This window comes from Paenibacillus amylolyticus, assembly GCF_047302515.1.
GTDB lineage: Bacteria > Bacillota > Bacilli > Paenibacillales > Paenibacillaceae > Paenibacillus > Paenibacillus amylolyticus_G.
Map to the genome: position 1 here is coordinate 2,944,704 of NZ_CP168019.1, position 21,270 is coordinate 2,965,973.

A 21,270-nucleotide genomic window follows, 5' to 3' on the forward strand; every position below is an offset into this window, starting at 1 on the left:
GAGCTCTATTTTCACCCTGCTTAACTGCTATTCACGTTCAACCATTCTCTATTCGAAGGAGACTATATTAATGAAAAAAAACCGCAAATCAGTCCTTTCTCTTACGCTTGTGACTGCCATGATTCTATCTCTATTCTCCTCCGCTATGGCTTCAGCTGCGACTGACAACAGCGAACAGGCCAATACCTCAGCCGCTCCAAGCAAAATGCAGACCTACGTAAACGCCATGGAGCCTGGCTGGAATCTGGGTAACTCTCTGGACGCCGTTGGTGAAGATGAAACAGCCTGGGGCAACCCACGCATTACAAAGGAACTAATTCAGTCGATCGCAGCTGAGGGCTACAACAGTATCCGTATTCCTGTGACCTGGGAAGCCCACATCGGTGACGCACCCGACTACACAATTGATTCCGCTTACATGAACCGGGTTCAAGAAGTGGTAAACTGGGCCCTCGATGCGGATCTCTACGTCATGATCAATCTTCACCATGATTCCTGGCGCTGGATCAGTTACATGGAGAAAGGCCATGACAACGTGCTTGCACGTTATAACTCTGCTTGGACTCAGATTGCGGACAAATTCAAAGATGCATCCGATAAACTCATGTTCGAAAGTGTTAACGAACCACGTTTCTCTGAAGGCGGCACAACAGATGCAGCGATTGGATATCGCATGCTGGACGAATTGAATACTTCTTTTCACAAGATCGTAAGAACTTCGGGTGGAAACAACGAGACACGTCCACTTGTGCTTCCAACGATGCATACCTCTTCCGCTCAGCCTGATCTGGATGAACTGAATAAGACCATTCAAAAATTGAATGACACCAATATTATTGCAACTGTCCACTACTACGGGTTCTGGCCATTCAGTGTGAACATCGCAGGTTACACCAAGTATAACGAGGAAGTACAGAAGGACGTTACCGACACGTTTGATCGAGTATACAATGCTTTCACAGCGAAAGGCATTCCGGTTATCGTCGGTGAGTATGGCTTACTTGGGTTTGACCAACACACAGGTGTCATTGAGCAAGGCGAAAAACTGAAATTCTTCGAATTTGTTGGACAATATCTGCGTCAAAAACAGATGACAACGATGTTGTGGGATAACGGTCAACACTTCGGACGCACAAGCTTTACTTGGTCTGATCAGGAATTATTTGATACCATGAAAGCCAGTTGGACAGGTCGCTCATCCACAGCCGAAACGGACCTCGTATATCTTAAACAAAATGAAGCTATTCAAGATAAGAAGGTAAAACTCAATCTGAATGGGAACAAATTCAATTCGTTGAAAAATGGCACCACCCCTCTTGTAAGAGGTAAAGACTATACGATCAAAAAAGATGTACTTACGTTAAAATCCAATCTGTTAACCAAATTGACAGCCTCTGGTGATTTGGGCGTAAATGCCACACTCACGGCTGGATTCAATGAAGGTGCTGACTGGAACTTTAATATCATTAAATATGACACACCTAAGTTGAACGATGCAACAGGTACAACCAGTGCATTTGCCATTCCGACTACGTTTAATGGGAACCAACTGGCAACGATGGAAGCAACATATGCAAATGGAGAGAACGCCGGTCCACAGAACTGGACTTCGTTCAAAGAATTCTCCTACACATTTAGCCCAGATTACGAACGTAATGTGATTGAACTGAAACCTAACTTCTTCAATGAAACCAATGATGGCGAAGTCACACTTAAGTTCCATTTCTGGAACGGAGATGTGTTGACGTACAAAATCACGAAAAATGGAACCAGCGTTGTTGGCGTAACTTCCAAATAAGAACTCATCTAACGTTCTGTTCAGAGCTTTAAGCTCTGGCAGAACGTTTTGTTTTTGTTTCACAATTGATCGAATAACGTACAAGTGCCCCTTCATACCTTTACACTAACTAGAATTGAGGGGGAAATGTCATGTTTAAACGTGTAGACCGTCTTGCCATCGAACTACCCATATCCAATAATCCGGACCCTAATGGAGCTAGTGCAGTTCAGGAGTTGCTTGGTGGAAAGTTCGGGGAAATGTCAACATTAAATAACTATATGTTTCAGTCATTTAATTTCAGAGGCAGATCCAAGCTGCGTCCATTTTATGACATTGTTGCAAGTATTACCGCGGAAGAATTCGGCCATGTCGAACTTGTCGCCAATACGATTAACCTCATGCTTGAAGGTTCAACTTCACCAGGCGCCCCGGACTCTACCCCGCTACGTGTAGGCAAAGACGCACGGATGACTTCGCATTTTATCGAATCGGCTCAGACAGCACTCCCTTATGACTCCATGGGAAGACCCTGGAATGGTTCATATGTCGTGAGCAGTGGCAATCTGATCTTTGATCTGTTGCATAATTTCTTTCTTGAATGCGGAGCAAGAACTCACAAAATGAGAGTCTACGAAATGACCGACAACAAAACAGCCCGAGAAATGACAGGTTATCTGCTTGTACGCGGCGGTGTGCATGTTCTTGCGTATGCCAAGGCACTGGAAATTGCAACGGGTGTGGATGTAACAAAGATGTTTCCTATTCCACGACTGGATAACAAAGCTTTTGAAACGACACGTAAGTGGGAAGCGAAGGGAGAACATCGCAGGCTGTACACGTTTAGTGACAAGGATTATCAGGGCATTGCCCAGATCTGGAAAGGGACACACCCAACCGATGGTGGTAAACTGGAGGCTTTTGCCGGCTTGCCGGGTTATGGAGGGCCAGTACCTGAGCTACCTGATCTGCCTGAAGAATTTGCGCCAGGGATATCCGCGGAAGATCTGATGCAGATTGCAGAGCGACTGAAACGTCACGCTGGTCTGTAGGATCACGATTAACGTTTGTTTTTCATAGGGCGTCGATTGGATAACCGTAAACTGGTGCTACCTTGTGTGCTAGAACTCTTTGTTTAATTAGATTATTGATGATCTGTTTCTTTGATTTCTTATGGCGCACACAAAAAAGGGAAACGGGAGAGATACATCTCTCCCCGCTTCCCACTTTACATGCCACTATTGTGGCTCAGTAAATTTCACTACCAGCACCGCTTCCCCATTGGCTTGAACATGACCTGTTGAGGTTGCTGTAACAGTTGCTATCGTTTCGTTTCCACTTGGGATCAACACAGGTGTAATCACCGGCAGACCCGCAGCATGAATGACATCCATGTCAAATTCAATCAACAATTGACCTGCAGTTACACGATCTCCGCTATTCACATGCGCGGTAAAACCGTTTCCCTTTAGTCCAACCGTATTAATTCCGATATGAACCAGCATTTGTACACCTGTTTCATGCTCCAGAATCACCGCATGTTTACTCTTGTTCATGACATGTGCAATGACACCATCAAACGGTGCGTACACTTTTCCTTCTGATGGCTCAATGGCAATGCCCTCACCCATGTGTTTTTCCGAGAACGCCGGGTCAGGAACCTGCTCCAGAGCAACGACGGTACCGTTCATTGGCGAAGCTATTTCGAGAAAATCTACCTTAGGACGATTGCTTGTAACGGCATCGGTAACTGAATTAATATGCAGATTAGAGTCCTCTGCTTTAACTTCAGTTAATGTTACTCCACTGTTTTCATGGCTCACCGATTCCTCTGCAACCGGTTGGTCCTTATATCCGAAGAACCAGGTAAGTGCAAATGCAATCGCCATGGCAACTACGTTGGACAAGATATACAACGGCAGTTGGCTGTTCAGATAGAGCAGTGTACCAGGAATAACCGTTACAGCCATGCCTGTACCCTGCAGATGGAACAAGGAAGCGATGAAACCACCTACACCACCACCGACAAGTCCCATAATAAATGGTTTCATATAACGCAAGTTAACTCCGAAGATCGCTGGCTCCGTAATTCCCAGAAATGCGGACAAGGAAGAAGGTAATGCGAGTGCTTTGAGTTTCATATTTTTGGTCTTCAGACCGACTGCGAGACAAGCCGCTCCTTGTGCTGCCATGGCACAGGTAATGATGGCGTTGAACGGATTAAATCCCGTTTTCTCCAGTAGCTGAATCTCCAGGAAATTAAAGATGTGATGTACACCGGTAACGACAATAATCTGATGGAAGAATCCAATGATAATACCTGCGATGCCAAACGGAAGATCCAATACGGCAGTTGTTCCATGCAGCACCCACTCTTCTAGGGAATGGAATACGGGACCAATCGCGAATAGTCCAAGCGTAATCATGACTGTCAACGTAATAAAAGGAGTCAGAATTAAGTCCAGTGCCTCAGGCACCCGTCTTCTTAGTACCTTCTCAAACTTGGCTCCAATCAAACCTACAAAGAACGCGGGCAGAACCGATCCTTGATAACCCACGACAGGTATAAAACCGAACATATGCAGCGGCTGTGCTGATCCATCTGCCACCGCGTAAGCATTGGGTAATGCGGGATTAACCAGCATTAGCCCCAGTACGATACCAAGTACCGGACTTCCGCCAAATACGCGGAATGCGGACCACGCTACAAGTGCAGGTAGAAATGCAAAAGCCGTATCCGTCAGGATTTGAGTGAACAACAGGAAATTGGCCGAGATATCATCCGGTGTTGCACCGAATAACGCCAGAATTTCATTCTGGGTAAGTAATCCGCGCAATCCCATGAACAGTCCTGTAGCTACCAGAACGGGAATGATGGGTACGAATACGTCACCAAATGTGCGAATAGCCCGCTGAAAAGCGTTTCCTTCCTTTTTCCCCTGACTCTTCACATCATCCTTGGACGATCCTTCGATTCCCAGCTTCTCGACCTCTTCAAAGATTCGATTCACCGTTCCCGTACCAAAGATAATCTGATATTGACCTGAGTTGAAAAAAGCGCCTTTCACCTTCTCGATGTTCTCGACCGTTTTCTGATCAATCTTTTCTTTATCTTTCACCATGATGCGAAGACGTGTTGCACAATGTGCAAAAGATGCGATATTCTCTTTGCCCCCGATAGCATGAATGACTTCCTGGGCAATGCGTTGATTCTCCGACATGTTATCTCATTCCTCTCACGTAATACTTAATAATGCCATTGAGTTGCTTCAAAATCAGCTTTGCCTCCGCGTGTAAAGAAACGAATGTCCACGCTGTCCCGGCTGGGGAAAATCCGGCTGGTAAAGACCTCTTCCCCATCGTTCACAAAGATCTCGACCGAGGACGAATCTACGAACAGATGGAACTTAATCACGTCCGCAGTAAGTGTACACCGTCGTACAACGCCATTCTGCTCTGCCAGCTCGGCACCAGACATCGTCCGATCCAAGACAACTTTCTGCTGAATCCGATCATACAGAAGAACCGTCTTTTCAGTTCCATTTGCCCGGAATTCGATGCCTACAACCTCTGCTTCTAGATGGCTTATCTCACATATCAGCTCATAGGCAATCCCATTAAAACCAGTGAAAGATCGACTCTCATTGTCAATTGTTGCGCGAATATGTGTACCTTTATCCTGCTGACGTAATTGGACCATCTCTGCAACCGGTTGTTGAATTAACTTGCCGTCACGGAATGACAATTGCCGAGGAATGGTCAGGCAATGAGCCCAACCGCCGTCATCGGTCGGATACGCCAGATCGGGAAGTCCCATCCAACCAACCAGGATACGTCTTCCGTCCGGGCCCTGCATGGTCTGCGGAGCATAGAAGTCGAATCCACGATCCAGTTCCTGAAATTCACCATGATTGAACTCTCTTGTCTTGAGATTGAGCGGCTCACCGATCAGATAACCGGATTGAAAAATATTCTGATAATGATCTCCCGCAGCATCTAAGCCTTGTGGGGAAAAGACAAGTACACCTTTCCCGTCTATCTCCATATAATCCGGGCACTCCCACATGTAACCAAAGGAAGTTAATTGCGTACGAATTTCACCAAGAAACTCCCAGTTGTTCAGATCAATGGAGCGATACAGCACCGTACATCCCGTCTCGTCTGTTCTCTGCGCACCAATGACACAATAATACGTGTCTCCTTGTTGCCACACCTTTGGATCTCTGAAGTGTTCCGTGTATCCGGCTGGCACAGACGAGATCACGGGATCATTCAGTTTGGTTACTGAACCGCTTTCATCCATAACTGCCAGGCATTGATACGGATGTCTGACCCAATCCTCATCTCTGGTATTGCCCGTGTACAGCAAGTGCAGCTTGCCGTCTTTTTCAATCGCGCTACCGGAATAAGCTCCGTGCGAGTCATACCTGCCACCCGGCTCGATTCCAATCCCGACATTTTCCCAGTTCACCAGATTCTTCGAGCGGGTATGATACCAGTATTTCATGCCATGCTCTGTCCCCAGTGGAAACCACTGATAGAACAGATGATAATAGCCTTGATAATATGCAAAGCCGTTAGGATCATTAAGCAGACCTGTTATTGGCTGAATGTGATAACTTTGTCGCCAAGGACATACGGATATCTGTGCTTCAAGCTTCGCAATCTCTCCAGGCTCCGCTTGCTCAATTCGTCTGTAGCGTTGCTCTCTAGTCATTTTCATAGCTGTTCTCCATTCAAAATATAGGAACCGGTTCCATTCAACGCAAAAAAATAATTCCATATGGCATTAATGCCTGCCCGTGTTCGCATATCCGTATTGGATATTCACAGTGGAACCGGTTCGATGGAATTATCATAAAGGATGTTTTTATAATTTGTCAACGCTTTCTCGAGGAATTAGTTCTACGTCCAGTGTTGTTCGTTCCTCCACCGACTCCCCTTTGACCAGACGAATAATGTGATTAGCCGCTACTTTGCCCGCCTGCAAATAATGATATTTCACAGTCGTCAGCGTGGGATGAATCATCTCCGTAATATCATATCCGCCAAATCCCGTAACGGACAAATCTTGCGGTATGCGGATTTTATTGGAGAACGCAATCTTCATCACGCCCAGTGCAATGTTATCCGTGGCCCCTACAATGATCGTTGGTGTGATTTCTTTCAGAATGGCTTCAGCGGTAACGATGGCTTCCGACATCTTAAAGCTTGTTTCATAATACTTCACTTCACATCCACCACACTCGGCGATTGCTCGCTGGAACCCTTGTTTACGATAGATCCCTACCGCCCGATCCTTCTCGCTAACTCCCATATACACGATCTTGCGGTGACCCTGTTCGACGACATATCTGCCCATCTCATAACCTGCCTGATCATCATTGTGAACCAGACTGTGCAGTTGCTCATGCTGCTGCCCCACCAATAACACCGGAATCCGTATATCCTCAACGGCCTTCAGATGTGCTTCAGTCACTTCAGCAGCCAGCAGAATAATACCCGATACCTTCTGTCGTGCAAAATCATAGATGGCATCAATCTCCCGTTGCATGTCCTGACTCGTATTTGCGATCAGCATCTGGTACTGATTACTCCGCAGTTCTTCATCAATTCCGATCAATGTCTGGGATGTTGCAAAAGAATCAAGACGTGGCACAACCGTACCTATAATACTGGTCTTCTTAGCCTTCAGACTCTGTGCAAATGTATTGGGAACATAATTGTATTCTTTGATAATGCGCTCAATCTTCTGGCGTGTATCCTCACTAACCGATCCGCCATTCAGGAAGCGAGAGACCGTGCTTTTTGCCACACCTGCCATCTGAGCGATATCAGAAATCGTTTTATTCATAAAGACTCCTCTTATTTCTATTAGCTGGTTTACCTTTTATTATACTTCGAATCGCAAACCCATGGCGAATTTGATTCAACTCCATTTATTGCACGTCTATGGTACATTCCCGATGTAATAGCAAAAGCCCGATGGCAATGTGACGTACATACAGAAGTATGATCCGACATTCATCAGGCTGTTAAGCTTCCATATACATGTTTGCACAGATCACTAACATAAGAACGCTCGCCCTACAGTCTCAGACCTCAATAATAATAGGCAAGATCATTGGTCTTCTCTTTGTTTGAGCGTAAATATAGTGACCAATCTCATCTTTCAGCTTTCTTTTGATCACATTCCACTGATTCACACCAGCGCCGGTCAACTCATCCATCCGGTTTAGAACAAGCTCATGGATCTCATGCATGAATTCTTCCGAATCCTTAACAAATACAAACCCTCTGGAGATAATTTCGGGTGACGTGACCATCTGTTTTTCCGTTTTGCTCAGTGTAGTCACAATCACCAGCATGCCATCGGATGACAGTTGCCTGCGGTCACGCAGTACAATATTGCCGATATCACCCATGATCAGACCGTCTACGAGACTATTTCCTGATGCAATTTTGGGACCCAGCGAAGCAATGCCGTCTTTGTACTGGACCATATCCCCATTATTCACGATAAACACATGATCACGCTCTATACCTACGGATTCAGCAAGCAGTCTGTGTTGATACAACATGCGAAACTCACCGTGGATCGGAATCAGATAATCCGGTTTCATCAGAGTAAGCATCAATTTGAGTTCTTCCTGACTGCCGTGTCCGGATACATGCATCCCAGCAGCACCACTTGAACCATATATCACACGTGCTCCGAGAACATACAGGTTATCAATTACATGTGCAAGATTTCGTTCATTGCCCGGAATGGCTCCGGCAGCAATAATGACCGTGTCCCCGGCGTTAATTCTTACGTGAGGATGTTTACCGGATGCCAAACGTGACAATGCTGCCATCGCTTCTCCCTGGCTACCGGTACATAACACAACGACTTGTTCTGGTGGAAACTGATCCGAATCGATAGCTTCAATCAACAATCCGTCAGGAACTTGCAAATAACCCAATTCACTGGCCACCGATACCACATTCACCATACTTCTGCCCAACAGTGTCAGTTTGCGGCCCGTCTCGAATGCTGCATTCACAATTTGTTGTACCCTGCTGACATTCGACGCAAAGGTGGAGATGAATACTTTTTGTTTTGCACGGATAAAGGCATCCAGAATGTGATCCCCCACAACACGCTCAGAAGGTGTAAATCCGGGTCTTTCTGCATTGGTACTCTCGGAGAGCAAAATATGGACACCCTGTTTGCCAATCTCGGCCATACGGTGCAGATCTGGGAAAGGTCCATGTACAGGCGACATATCAAATTTGAAATCTCCGGTATGCACAACATTGCCTGCTGGGGTCTGAAAAAAGATACCAAGACAATCCGGTATACTATGACTGGTTGCAAAAAAGGAAACCTCGATCCCTCCCAGCGTAATGCTGGAATGCGCATCGATCGTATGCAAGTCGGCTTTGCGCAGCAACCCATGTTCTTTCAGTTTAAGTTCGATCAGCCCACGAGTGAGCCTGGATGCATACACCGGGATGTTCATTTGTTTTAACAAATAGGGAATGCCACCAATGTGATCTTCATGTCCATGGGTAACCACAAGACCCCTTACTTTATCCAGATTCTCCAGCAAATACGTTACATCCGGAATGATCAGATCAATACCAGGCAATGTCTCATCAGGAAACTTCGAACCACAGTCAATCACGATGATGTCCTGATGGTACTGGATGAAATACATATTCTTCCCTATTTCATTCACGCCGCCAAGTGCAGCGATATACAGTTTGTTGTGGGCTAGATTCAACTCTATTATTCCTCCTCTGCGTGGCAATCGTATACGATACGGATCTATATTCCTAGTATGGAAGCAATCGCCTCAGTTATGCATTTCAGCGTGATTATGCCAAAAAAACCACCATGGAATTTTCATTCCATAGTGGTTTATACGAAAAATAAATGCGGTTACACCAATGATTTATCACGCTGTAGTAATACGTCTTGTTCATAGGTTTTGATATCGGTGATCCACTTTTCACGGACTGGTACGCCTTGCTGAGCACAATAGTAGTCCCAGATCGCGCCAAACGGATAGGATTTGAACTCTTCCGTTAAGGCAAGACGCAACGTGTAATCCCCTTCCAATTCGGCTTGTTTCAAGGCATCCACTGGTTCGAGCATCGCACGCAGAAGAGCTTTGATCGTGTTACGAGTACCCACAACCCATGCAGCTACACGATTAATACTTGCATCAAAGAAATCCAGTCCAATATGTGTGGTCGCAAGCAGATCATGTCGAACCAGTTCACGGGCAATTTCCAGCAGCTCATCGTCCATGATTACCACATGGTCACTGTCCCAGCGCATCGGGCGGCTTACGTGAAGCAGAATGCCACTTGTAAACAAAGACAAGGACGACAGTTTATTAGAAATAACCTCTGTTGGATGGAAATGACCCGCATCAAGACAGATCAACGTATCATTTTGCAAACCGTAACCCATATAGAATTCATGAGAACCCACCACATATGCTTCCGACCCCAGACCAAACAGCTTACTCTCTACCGCGTCCAGGTTGTGCTCCGGGTTAAGTGGTTCGCCGAATACTTCATCCAGCGATTCTTTGAGACGTTTGCGTGGTGTCAACCGGTCAACCGGATTATCCTTGAATCCGTCCGGTACCCATACATTGGTTACACAAGTCTGACCAAGCTGTTCCCCGAAATAAGCACCAATCCGGCGGGATGCCTTGCAGTGATCAATCCAGAACTTGCGAATTTCAGGATCTGGATGACTGAGCGTGAACCCGTCACTTGATTTTTCATGGGAAAAACATGTTGGGTTGAAGTCCAGACCAAGTCCTTGTTCTTTGGCCCATTTCACCCAGTTCTCATAATGCTTTGGCTCAATCTGATCCAGTTCAACCTGCTCGTCGGTATCCGTGTAAATCGCGTGCAGATTGACCTTATGTTTGCCGGGAATCAGAGCAAAGGCTTGCTCCAGATCGTTACGAAGTTCTGCTGGTGTCGTCGCAGCCCCCGGATATTGACCTGTAACGGAAATACCCCCTGTTAACTCCCCATCTTTATTCAGAAAACCTTTGACATCGTCGCCTTGCCAGCAGTGTACGGAAACTTTGATCTCCGCGAGTTTGTTCAGCACCTCGTCCGTATCAATCCCGTGCTGGGCATACAGTGCCTTGGCTGCTTCATACGCTTGCTTGACTTGGTTATCCATCCGCAAGAACCCTCCTATTTTAACGTGTAAATGCTGCCGGTACACCGCCATCAATGGTCATCATGCAACCGGTTGTTTTTTCGGATTTCGAAGAAGCAAAGAATGCAATTCCTTCCGCAATATCTCTTGGATAGATATTCACGAGCAGTGTCGTCCGTTTGCGATAATACTCTTCCAATTGATCCGGTTCAATTCCATATGCCGCTGCTCGTTCATTTCTCCAGGAACCGTTCCAGATCGCTGAACCCTGTAGAATGGCATCTGGAAGAATCGTGTTGACACGAATGCCATACTCTCCACCTTCTGCTGCAATACAACGTGCCAGATGTGCTTCCAGCGCTTTCGCTGAGCTGTAAGCCGAGGCACTTTTACCTGCATACACCGAGTTCTTGGACCCGATAAATACCATGCTTCCACCAATGCCCTGCTGTTTCATCAGCTTGAATGCTTCGCGAGCCACGAGGAAATACCCTGTACCCAGAACATTCATATTCAGGTTCCATTCTTTCAGGGATGTTTCGTCAAATGGGCTGGATGTCGCCAATCCGGCATTGTTCACGATGATATCCACTCCGCCATACTGCACCGCAACATCAGCATAAGCAGATTGAACGGCTTCCTCATCGGTGACGTCCATTTTCAGCGCATAAGCACGATTCGCACCGTACTGATCATTAATTTCCTGCGCTACTTTCTGTGCGCCCTCCAGGTTGAGATCAGCAAGCACCACATGTGCGCCTTCAGATACCAATCTGCGTGCTGTTTCACTTCCGATCCCGCCTGCGCCGCCTGTAATAAACGCCACTTTACGGGAGAACTCGGTTTCTGCCGGAGCCAAAGACAATTTGTACAATTCCAGCGGCCAGTACTCCACATTGTAAGATTCATTTGCACTGAGTGATACGAATTGACCCAGGCTAGTAGCTCCACGCATAACGGCAATGGCTCTGTGATACAATGCTCCGCTTACTTGGGAAAGCGCCCAGCTCTTGCCTGTGTTGATCATGCCCACACCTGGAATGAGGATAACGCGTGGTGCCGCTTCGAACATGACATCACCTTCGTTTTTGTTGCTCTCAAAATACTGTTGATACTGCTCTTTGTAGGCAGCTACACCTTCTACCAACTTGGCTTTTAAACCTTCAATATCTTCCACATCCGGTGTCCAATCGATGAACAAAGGTACCACTTTGGTATGTACCAGATGATCCGGGCAAGCTGCACCCACCTGAGACAATTCCGGGGAATCTGCTCCGCCCACAAAAGCAAGTACGTCCTCTTGATCATCAAAGGACAAAATCATTTTTTTGCTATCCGATACAGCTCCACGAATTGTTGGCATCACACGTGATACGATCTGACGACGAACATCAGCGGCGAGTGCCGGGTGTTTCACACCACCAAACAAACTTCCTTCGTTCACTCGTGCTTCGATGAAAGCTTCTGCTTCATTGATAATCTTGATCGTTTGAGCGTAACATTCCTCGGATGTTTCTCCCCAAGTCACAAGTCCGTGTTTTTCCATCAGTACGAGTTCGGCATTAGGGTTCGAGAATACGCTTTCAGCAATCATTTTAGATAACGTAAACCCAGGGCGTACGTAAGGCACCCATACAAAACGATCACCGTAGATCTCTCTCGCCAATTCCTTGCCGTTATGCGCACAACACAGGCTAATAATAGCATCCGGGTGCGTATGATCCACATGTTTATATGGAAGAAACGCATGCAGAAGAGTTTCGATAGAGGCACGCGGGTGCTTGGCATCAATCATGCAATGACCCAAATATTCAACCATCTCTTCATCCGACATGGATTCACGCTCAATTAATGGTCGAATGTCTTCGAGCCCAAGTCCGGTAAAATGTTTCGCTTCCATGGAACCCAGATCAGAGCCGCTTCCCTTCACATACATTACTTCTACATCACGACCACGAAAATCCTTCACTGTCGTTTTGGTAGACGTATTGCCACCGTAGATGTTACATACACTGCGATCAGTTCCAATCAGATTGGATCGGTAAACCAACTGCTCAAGTCCTGTTGTTTTCTCAGATGCCTGCGATGCATTCCATAAACTCTGTACCATTTGTTTCCCTCCGATAATGTTTGTTTTAATCCTAATCCGAGTTTAACATCTTTGTTTTATTTTGAAAACAAAATATTTTAAAACCAAACGGAAATATTCAAAAGTCATTATAGATTGAACTATTTTATTAAAAAAACACCCTGACGTGAACGTCAGAGTGTTCCTGTTTCATCGGCGGATTAGAAAATCCCCGCTTTTTGAGAAGTGTTTTTAATACCATAGGTATCATTAACTACGGTGTTGCCAAAACTCGTTAAGCTCCCGTTCGGACCTGTGGCCATGTCCAGATAGTTCAGACCAGAGCTGTTTCCGTACCAAGACCAGGCAAGCCAGCCTACCCCTTTTTCCTGACCATATCTCATGATGGCATACTCGTCCACATCACCGTTTGTGTGATATCCCCCGAATTCACCAATGATCAGAGCCAATCCTTTGTTCAGCACATTCTCCATATTGGCTTTGACCGTTGCAGCATCTTTGCCAGCATACTCATACATATGAATGGAGAAGACGGTATTTTTTTGAGAATCGGCTGCAAATACACTTTGTCCATAATCCACGATGGATTGAGGGAACTGTCCCCATCCGGCTGCATCCACAATGAGCGTATTTTTAATTCCCGCATTTCGGAGTTTCGGAATGGCTTTTTTGTAACCATCAGCCCACGCACTTCCATTCCACGTTCCATACCATTCATTGGCGATGTTGACGATTACCCGATCTTCTTTGCCGATCAAAGCTTCCTTAATGCTAATCCAGTAGTTCACTGCCGCATCCAACGAATTATAATCATCTTTCCCTGTGGCATCATGTACTTCGAGTACGGCTATCATTTTATTTTGGTTAACCACATTAATAATATTTTTAACAGCGTTCAGATCATCTTTGGTGTACAGGCTACCATTCGAAAGAACAATGCGTACCGTATTGGCACCTGTTTTGGCGATTGCAGGGATAGCGGTATTCAAATCATTCTTGAACCAGGAATGTCCGTGATTAACACCTCTCATGACAAAAGCCTTGCCTGTGGAATCGTACAATTTGTTACCGCTTACATAAAAACCTGTAGCAGCAGATGCTTTGGGGGCTGCACTTCCTAATACCATGAACATGAGAGCAGCAATAACCGTGAAGATTGTACACTTTTTCAGATTAACCATTCGTTTGGAACCTCCTGTATTTGTTTTTTTATTTCAATTAACCCTGCTCTAGGCAAGAAGTTAACTAAAATCGTTGGTAATAGAAGTTTTTTTGTTATTAAATAAATAACAATTAACTTTATCAAAGTTACGTAATTTAGTTTAAATGAACTTTATCGTTAAGGTTATGAAGTTATAATAAATTGAAAACGCTTACCAGTCAAGATCTTTTTACCATGATTGGGAATCATTTGTTTTTACATAACACAGCAAAAAAGGCTCTCTCCCCTCACAATCGTTCGGAGAAAGAACCCTCTGTATTATTAACGTCAGTTAACTCTGGTTTAAGTCTTGTTTATCTGTTGTTTAACTCCTGATTTAGACTAAGTGTCTTCTCTAACTACCGCCAATACCAAACCAACCCGATACTTTGGTCTCACCCGAATTTCATTAAACTTTCCAATCTCCACACCCTCAAATCGCTCCACATAAGCCTGATTCACATAACTCTCAATCGTCCCTTTTCGAGTTGGGGTTATAGACAGACGAAGCGCGTGATCAGCCAGCAAATGACGGGATTGCTTCAAACCAAGCATCCAGCTGTGCCCATAGTGAATATGATCTGTTAACATCTGATGATGAATATGTGCTGCTGCAACGTCTCCTTCATAATCAATCTCAATCCACACGTCATCTACTTGTTCCGGCCACGCTGTGTCCAATCTCAGTGTTGCTGCACACTCTTTGGGATAATCAACCTCTACAGCAGGCACGTAAGGCGAAACTTGGAATGTATACGTACCGAATATTCCCTGCTTCGACTGGGATGACACAGCATATTTCGAAGCTGAAACATGCTCTGGAGCCGGATAGAAGGATACCTCCATCTCTGGTTGCTCCACAGATGTACATAGGAGCATCTCATTCTGTACATACAGATGACTGCTGCTAATTACAAGCCTTTCTTCTCCGCCCACACGGAAACGGTAGGTTTGTAATGCCTCTTCACGGGTCAATGTAATGATTCGTATGACCATACCGTCCGATGTTGTAATTCGCAGATGATGGTCCTTGCCTGCAATCGGGTGAATCACAACTTCATTCCCCTGCTCCGATACTGTACCTTCGGGCATATCTACATTTGTAACAGATGATGAATCAATAACATACTCAGGCATCATGCCATCATGGGCATAAAAGACAGCCGTAAGCTCCTGATTTACCATAAATCGGGTCAGTGGCTGAACGGTAGCACTAATGATCTTCATTCCATTCAGATTCATATGGAAAGGCAGAATGGCCGCCATGCCGGATTTCAGCCGCATCGTTCCTTCTCTTGGATAAAAAGCAGTCCCTTTGCTGGTATGCAGTTCCAATTGTATATCTCGATCAGGCAACGCCACATGATCCTGATAATTATTTATGAACAGAAATCCAGAACCATCTTGTTGCCGAACAGACCAACGCAGATCCAACGTGTTCTCCGGGGTTATAGATTGTTGACCATCCGGTATAACACAGCCCATTGGTGCAAGCAACTCACCGTATGCTTCCAGGAACATGGACAAGCTTCGAATGCGGTCATACGATTCACCAACACGTCCAAATTCCCCGAGTGGCGATTGGTAATCATACGTCATTTTCGGCAATGCCTGCTCGTTCATATATGAATTTTTGCCTATCGGATTGGTCCCCCCGTGATACATATAATATCCGACCAGATTACTGCCATTCGCCAGCTTCACAATGGTCATCGCCTCGACACTGTCCGCATCAACAACTGGCCGAGCGTGATAACTGACCTGCATGCCACCAGCAAGCTCGCAGTACGCAGCAGGGTACTCCAGACTGTCATAATCCACATCTTCCACAGGATTCATATGCAGATCCCGGAACAAATACTCCCGGCTTGGAGGCTGATTGGGAATCCATGGTGTGTACGCATACCCCGCTAGCATAGGCAATGTTCCTTCTTCAGGCACCGCAGCATTGCCCCAGGCCGTGGCAGTATAGAACATCGGCTTCATACCGACTTCTTCGGCAATATGGCGAAGCCTCTTCAGATGTTCTCGCCCGTCCCGGCCGGAGGTAATGTATTTTTCACGGGTATACCCCCAGGCATCCATGGGTGCACCAGCGTGCATATACTCATTTTCCAACTGTACCCCGATAACAGGGCCACCCTCCTGATAAAAACAGCCGTTGAGCTGACGGGCCATCTCCCGATATAATCGCTTGGCGTAATACAGATACCCTACATCGTTCGACCTGACTTCGAATGGATAACTGAATAACCAATCCGGCATTCCACCATTACGCACTTCCCCATGACAGAATGGACCAATTCGCACGATCAGAGGCAGCTCATGTTTGCCACACAGATCCACAAAGTGCCGCAAATTCAGGTTTCCTGACCAATTATATTCGCCTTCCTGCTCCTCGTGAAAATTCCAGAAAACATAGGAAGCGACGATGTTCACCCCACCTGCCTTCATCTTCAGTAATTCTTCTTCCCACTGCAAGTAAGCGAATCTGGAGAAATGAAACTCACCTACCACGGGAATATGGGGTTTAGCATTACGAGTCATATAATAGTTGGTAAAATCATACGATTCCCCTCGTGGGCTTTTGCCGCCACTGCCAGTCATGCGACCCGCACGAATCTCTTTATCTTCCGCATCCAATATGAAACGAATCTGGCTACCTGCTATAGTATCATTCATGGATTATATAACTCCTTCGATATAAATGGGATGTGTTGAAACGATTATCAATTATCGATGGATGATTGCCCCTTGATGATTCGGGTTTTTCTCCAATATCCGCTCCAACTCAAGTTTGGCTTCACTTGTCCGCCCCAGCCCCAGAAGACCCAATGCCCGCATATACCTGCAATGTTCTTCATTTCGCTGATTGAGATCGTCGTCAAACACTAGGAAATCGGGCAGAGATACCGCAAAATAGTCCATTCGGATGTGATCATGCATATGTCTTTCCGCATAGTCAATGAGTTTGTTAAAGCGTCGGTTTGCTTCCTTCACATTGCCAAGTTTCTGCCAGGCCAGACCCTGATAATAGATGGATTCCGGCGGTTGATCATTATAAAACATCGCGCTTGCCGGTTCGTTCAAACCGATGGATGCTCTGTGGAAATTCTCCTCTGCCGCCTGATTCTTCTTCAGTTGCTGGTAGGCACAGCCAAGATAAAAGTAAACTGGATTGTCTCCGGCTCCCTCCAGCTTACCTTCACCTAAGTTCTCCGGGTAAACCAAAGCCTTCTGCAACAGCTCCAATGCTAGTTCAGGTTGTTGTTTCTCCAGGTTTTGCTTTGCCAGTTCCGTCAGTGCCGTAACATATTGTCCTGTCACCTTGCCTTCTCCACCCTCCCATGGATGAAACCGCCGGGTCTGAAGGGCATTCCATGCTTCTTGATGACTACCTTGCATATTCAATAAAGTCACCCACTCGATATACAGATCATCACGGTGGTGAACCAACTCCATATGTTGTTCCAGCAATTTGATTCGATGCTCGCAGGAATACCCTATCTTCTTGTGCAATTGATCCAACTCGTAGAAGATTCGGGCATCCTGTGAATCCAATCGGAAAGCTTCCTCCAATGCTGCCAGTGCAAGATCGGGGCGATTCAGCTTGTTATAATAAGCCAGTCCCAGATTCCGATGTACAGTCGAATATGCAGCATTCACCTCGCGTGAAGTTTCCCAATGGATGATTGCTTCCTCGTAGCGTTTATGATCATATAACCAATTTCCCAGGTAATAGTGAGCACGCGCATCATTCGAATCCACTGCCAATGCATCCTGAAGCACCATGAATTCAAATAACGTATTAGGAAAACAATAATCCGTCGGAGCAGCTTTCCCCTGCTTTTGACATTCTCGAGCCTGCTCCATATCCCCCAGCTGACGATACAAGTAAGCCTGAGCATAACCAACCATAGGATATGGCTGTGAATTTTCGGTTTCAACATAAGAGAGTACCGTCAGTGCTTCTTTCCACAATCCACAATCCGCGTAGTCTGCGGCTAGATTCAGATAATTATAAACGTCTCCTCGCATCAGACGATGGAAATGCTCACGTGTTTGCCCCGCTTGTTCTCTCTCTGAAGGTGTAGTCGCTCCGCTATAGATCAGGACTAATTCATGTGCAGCTCCAAATTCAACCGGGTCCAGTTCCAATGTCTCACGCGCATATTGGGTCGCCTGTTTATCTTGACCCAATCTGCGTAACAGAGCCACCTTCAGATGCCGAGCCTTATAATTTCTGGTATTACGAATCAGCGAACGTTCGATGTGATCCAACGCTTCGATGTCCCGTTGTAACGCCGTATCGATCTGAGCAAGCATGTAATAACCTGTATCCTGATACTGTGCAGACCATACGGCTTTATACAGTGCTGCGTAGGCTTCTTCCTGTTTCCCCTGTAGTTTCAAACTCAGACCGAGTTGGTAAAATGCTTCACTATCATATGGATTCGTATTTTTCCACGTCAGCGATTGTACGGCCTGTCTGAAATGCTTCTCTGCATCTTGAAACAGCCCTCTACGCAGCAGCAATGTGCCATAAGCAATGTTTAGACGAATATCCGTTGCATCACGCTTCAAACCTTCCAGATAATAAGGTTCCGGTTCATACGTGGCATGCCGATATTGCTCCAAATGAAGACCAGCCAGATATAGTTGTTCATTCGTACGAATCTCGGATGGTAGCGGGAGTGGTGTGGCCGGATCTGGAACTTCCTGAATCTCAGAACGTTCAGGTTGATAGGCTACAAGTACTTTTCCTTCCGCAGTTCGAACACTTAACTTCAACTGATGCCATTCATCTTGTCCGCTCCACGGGAATGAAGATTTATATAGTTCCGTAGGTGAGATATTACATCTCTCATGGAGATATACCGTGGTTGGACCTATCGCTTCAACGGTCACTTGTTCAAAAACCGACGTCGCATATACCATTACGGTTACCATTCCGGTCGTTTCGTCCATTTCCAGATTAACCGCTGCATCAATCGTTGCATTTTTGACCATACCAATTCCTTTATACGGCATAAAATACTGCGAGAATGATTTCGCTTCATAGGGCTGTAACCATGTAAAATCAGGCTGATTATCGGTATAGATCCCGGTCATTAATTCAATATAAGGTCCATCCTCGTCCGTTAACTGACGATCCCAGGCTTGCCCGAATTCCCCGTTCCCCCAGGTCCATTGCTTCTTGCCAGGCGAAATATGATGATTGGCTACATGCAACAAACCTGCCTGAATCCCATGGTCATAACCCCCTACAAAATTATAATCCGACTTATACGCCATATAGGATGTTGGAACCGGTATGTTTTTGTAACGGGAGATATCTACACCTTCGGAATAGTCCATCTTGTAATAGGTGCCGGTTGCGATGGGAAAGCGGGATACGTCCCGTTTTCCATGGTCCAGCACAGCCGTTACATCAGGTGGAAACACGGATTGCGTATGATCGTTGACAGCTACAGCCGGATTGGCCCACCATAGAAAAGTTTGAGGTGCGCTAGTGCGATTGTATACCTCGGCATGGATTTCAAGATAGGCTTTGCCGGGATGTAATGTGAAGCCAGCTGTCATTTTGGTACCATACATGCGGTCAATCTCACCCACCCACACGGTAGCGCTTCCATCTTCATTACTGCCAAATGTATAATCGACTGGACCAAACGTGTTCGGCCGATGATGCTGGGGCCAGTTGAATTCAATTCCTCCGGAAATCCATGGCCCTGCCAGACCCACAAGCGCAGGTTTAATCACCCGGTTATAATATACAAAATCGTAGTTGTTGGTCCGATCCAGCGCACGATAGACTCGTCCACCCAGTTCGGGCATCATCTCAATACGTACATATTCATTTTCAAGAATAATTAATCGATACGACTTCATTTTCGCATCATCTTCGATGCTGTCGATCACGGGATGCGGGTACACCTTACCCGAACTTCCCTGGTAGATTCTCTTTTCAAGAAACATCGGATTTTTGTCCGGTTTACCTGTACCATAGGTTGGAATATCTCTGGTTTCTTCCCATATGCGAACATTTAATTTTGCTGTCACGTGATTCAATCCCCTCACTCCTCGGCCTCGTATATATTGTGATCATACGCTCCGATATGCAGGAAGAACATTGACATTAAGCGGTTCTTGATGGACGATCTTCGGATTCCCCCATAACCAAAGAGAGCACCGATCCACTGATAATGCAGTGAAAGGTACTCTCTGATCGATCTTGATTAACTTATCTGCGACGTGCAAAATCCACAAATCTGAACTTGTCCGGTCGATGCCTCGACTCCGTATACTGAAATTGACTGGCATCCTCCAGATACACCTGGCTCCTCACCACAACCACATTGTGGAACCCTTCAAGGTCCAGTAGTTCCCTGTCCTCAGCGGTGGGTTCTTCCACCAAAATCTCTTTTTTGGCAAACGAAATGGAAAGCCCGAGCTCTTGCTCAATGTACTCATAGATGGAATCATTACAGATCTCTTTGCTGAGCCCAGGAACAAGCCGCTGGCTAATGTAATCTTTGTCCAGTATGACATGCTCTCCATCCACTTTACGCACACGTCTGATCTCCCAGACCTGTTCATTCAGGCCAAAGTTAATTTTTTTGTGCAACGCCTGATCGACCTGTTGCTCCTCGAAAACCTTCACATACGTTTGAGCACGATGTCCCATTTTTTTGGCCAATTCCTTGAAGCTAACCAGACCTGAGATGGGAAAATCGATCTTGCGTATATCCAGTACAATCGAGCCCTTGCCTTGAATCTTCTGAATATAACCTTCTTCATACAACATTTTCAATGCTTTGCGAATAGTCTCTCGAGACGTTTGATAACTTTCCGATAGATCCAGTTCCGATTGAAGTAACGTCCCTGCCTCAATCTCTCCGGTCCGAATACGATCTGCAATATCTTCATATATCCGGATAAATTTATTATTCATTATTCATCACCATTGTTCATTACCCTTTTTTTATCATATTGGCAACCATTATAGCATTAAAAACCAATCA

The 21,270-nt window shown here is 45.8% G+C and carries 12 protein-coding genes; 2 read left to right on the forward strand and 10 right to left on the reverse strand.

Annotation, left to right across the window (positions count from 1 at the left end; all coding sequences use genetic code 11):
• Window positions 1-70 precede the first annotated feature (70 nt).
• Together ACDJ59_RS12500 and ACDJ59_RS12505 are read left to right on the forward strand one after the other, a co-directional pair.
• Window positions 71-1,798 carry a cellulase family glycosylhydrolase gene (locus ACDJ59_RS12500; RefSeq protein WP_413409199.1) on the forward strand — a complete coding sequence of 576 codons (1,728 nt, stop codon included), beginning with the start codon at window positions 71-73 and terminating at the stop codon, window positions 1,796-1,798.
• Window positions 1,799-1,929: 131 nt separating this feature from the next.
• On the forward strand, window positions 1,930-2,829 hold the full coding sequence (locus ACDJ59_RS12505; protein ID WP_101313990.1) for a manganese catalase family protein: 900 nt from the start codon (window positions 1,930-1,932) through the stop codon (window positions 2,827-2,829).
• 186 nt (window positions 2,830-3,015) lie between these two features.
• Here the strand turns inward: ACDJ59_RS12505 and ACDJ59_RS12510 are convergent, their stop codons facing one another.
• The 10 genes from ACDJ59_RS12510 to treR form a co-directional block, all read right to left on the reverse strand.
• Window positions 3,016-4,998: a sucrose-specific PTS transporter subunit IIBC gene (locus ACDJ59_RS12510; RefSeq protein WP_413409201.1), complete on the reverse strand. Its 1,983-nt coding sequence runs from the start codon at window positions 4,996-4,998 to the stop codon at window positions 3,016-3,018.
• A 26-nt stretch (window positions 4,999-5,024) separates the two neighbouring features.
• A complete protein-coding gene (locus ACDJ59_RS12515; RefSeq protein WP_413409204.1) occupies window positions 5,025-6,500 on the reverse strand; it encodes a glycoside hydrolase family 32 protein in 1,476 nt (491 codons plus the stop codon).
• A gap of 147 nt (window positions 6,501-6,647) precedes the next feature.
• On the reverse strand, window positions 6,648-7,631 hold the full coding sequence (locus tag ACDJ59_RS12520; RefSeq protein WP_413409206.1) for a LacI family DNA-binding transcriptional regulator: 984 nt from the start codon (window positions 7,629-7,631) through the stop codon (window positions 6,648-6,650).
• A gap of 241 nt (window positions 7,632-7,872) precedes the next feature.
• Entirely contained in the window at window positions 7,873-9,546 is a 1,674-nt protein-coding gene (locus ACDJ59_RS12525) for a ribonuclease J (RefSeq protein WP_413409208.1), read from the reverse strand.
• Between the two features lie 158 nt (window positions 9,547-9,704).
• Entirely contained in the window at window positions 9,705-10,976 is a 1,272-nt protein-coding gene (gene rhaA, locus ACDJ59_RS12530; RefSeq protein WP_101313986.1) for an L-rhamnose isomerase, read from the reverse strand.
• A 19-nt stretch (window positions 10,977-10,995) separates the two neighbouring features.
• Complete coding sequence (locus ACDJ59_RS12535; protein WP_413409210.1) at window positions 10,996-13,065, reverse strand: bifunctional aldolase/short-chain dehydrogenase; 2,070 nt, start codon at window positions 13,063-13,065, stop codon at window positions 10,996-10,998.
• Window positions 13,066-13,244: 179 nt separating this feature from the next.
• A complete protein-coding gene (locus ACDJ59_RS12540; RefSeq protein ID WP_370739085.1) occupies window positions 13,245-14,177 on the reverse strand; it encodes a glycoside hydrolase family 5 protein in 933 nt (310 codons plus the stop codon).
• Window positions 14,178-14,587: 410 nt separating this feature from the next.
• On the reverse strand, window positions 14,588-16,927 hold the full coding sequence (locus ACDJ59_RS12545) for a beta-galactosidase (RefSeq protein WP_413409211.1): 2,340 nt from the start codon (window positions 16,925-16,927) through the stop codon (window positions 14,588-14,590).
• A gap of 51 nt (window positions 16,928-16,978) precedes the next feature.
• Window positions 16,979-20,317, reverse strand: coding sequence for a DUF5107 domain-containing protein (locus ACDJ59_RS12550; protein ID WP_413409213.1), 3,339 nt, complete (start codon window positions 20,315-20,317; stop codon window positions 16,979-16,981).
• A 172-nt stretch (window positions 20,318-20,489) separates the two neighbouring features.
• Window positions 20,490-21,200, reverse strand: coding sequence for a trehalose operon repressor (treR, locus tag ACDJ59_RS12555; protein WP_413409215.1), 711 nt, complete (start codon window positions 21,198-21,200; stop codon window positions 20,490-20,492).
• Window positions 21,201-21,270 lie beyond the last annotated feature (70 nt).

Bases quoted from the DNA above. Each gene is read 5' to 3' on its own strand.
- treR (WP_413409215.1), bottom strand. From the start codon at position 21,200: ATGAATAATAAATTTATCCGGATATATGAAGATATTGCAGATCGTATT.
- ACDJ59_RS12545 (WP_413409211.1), bottom strand. From the start codon at position 16,927: ATGAATGATACTATAGCAGGTAGCCAGATTCGTTTCATATTGGATGCG.
- ACDJ59_RS12515 (WP_413409204.1), bottom strand. From the start codon at position 6,500: ATGAAAATGACTAGAGAGCAACGCTACAGACGAATTGAGCAAGCGGAG.
- ACDJ59_RS12510 (WP_413409201.1), bottom strand. From the start codon at position 4,998: ATGTCGGAGAATCAACGCATTGCCCAGGAAGTCATTCATGCTATCGGG.
- ACDJ59_RS12535 (WP_413409210.1), bottom strand. From the start codon at position 13,065: ATGGTACAGAGTTTATGGAATGCATCGCAGGCATCTGAGAAAACAACA.
- rhaA (WP_101313986.1), bottom strand. From the start codon at position 10,976: ATGGATAACCAAGTCAAGCAAGCGTATGAAGCAGCCAAGGCACTGTAT.
- ACDJ59_RS12500 (WP_413409199.1), top strand. From the start codon at position 71: ATGAAAAAAAACCGCAAATCAGTCCTTTCTCTTACGCTTGTGACTGCC.
- ACDJ59_RS12540 (WP_370739085.1), bottom strand. From the start codon at position 14,177: ATGTTCATGGTATTAGGAAGTGCAGCCCCCAAAGCATCTGCTGCTACA.
- ACDJ59_RS12520 (WP_413409206.1), bottom strand. From the start codon at position 7,631: ATGAATAAAACGATTTCTGATATCGCTCAGATGGCAGGTGTGGCAAAA.
- ACDJ59_RS12505 (WP_101313990.1), top strand. From the start codon at position 1,930: ATGTTTAAACGTGTAGACCGTCTTGCCATCGAACTACCCATATCCAAT.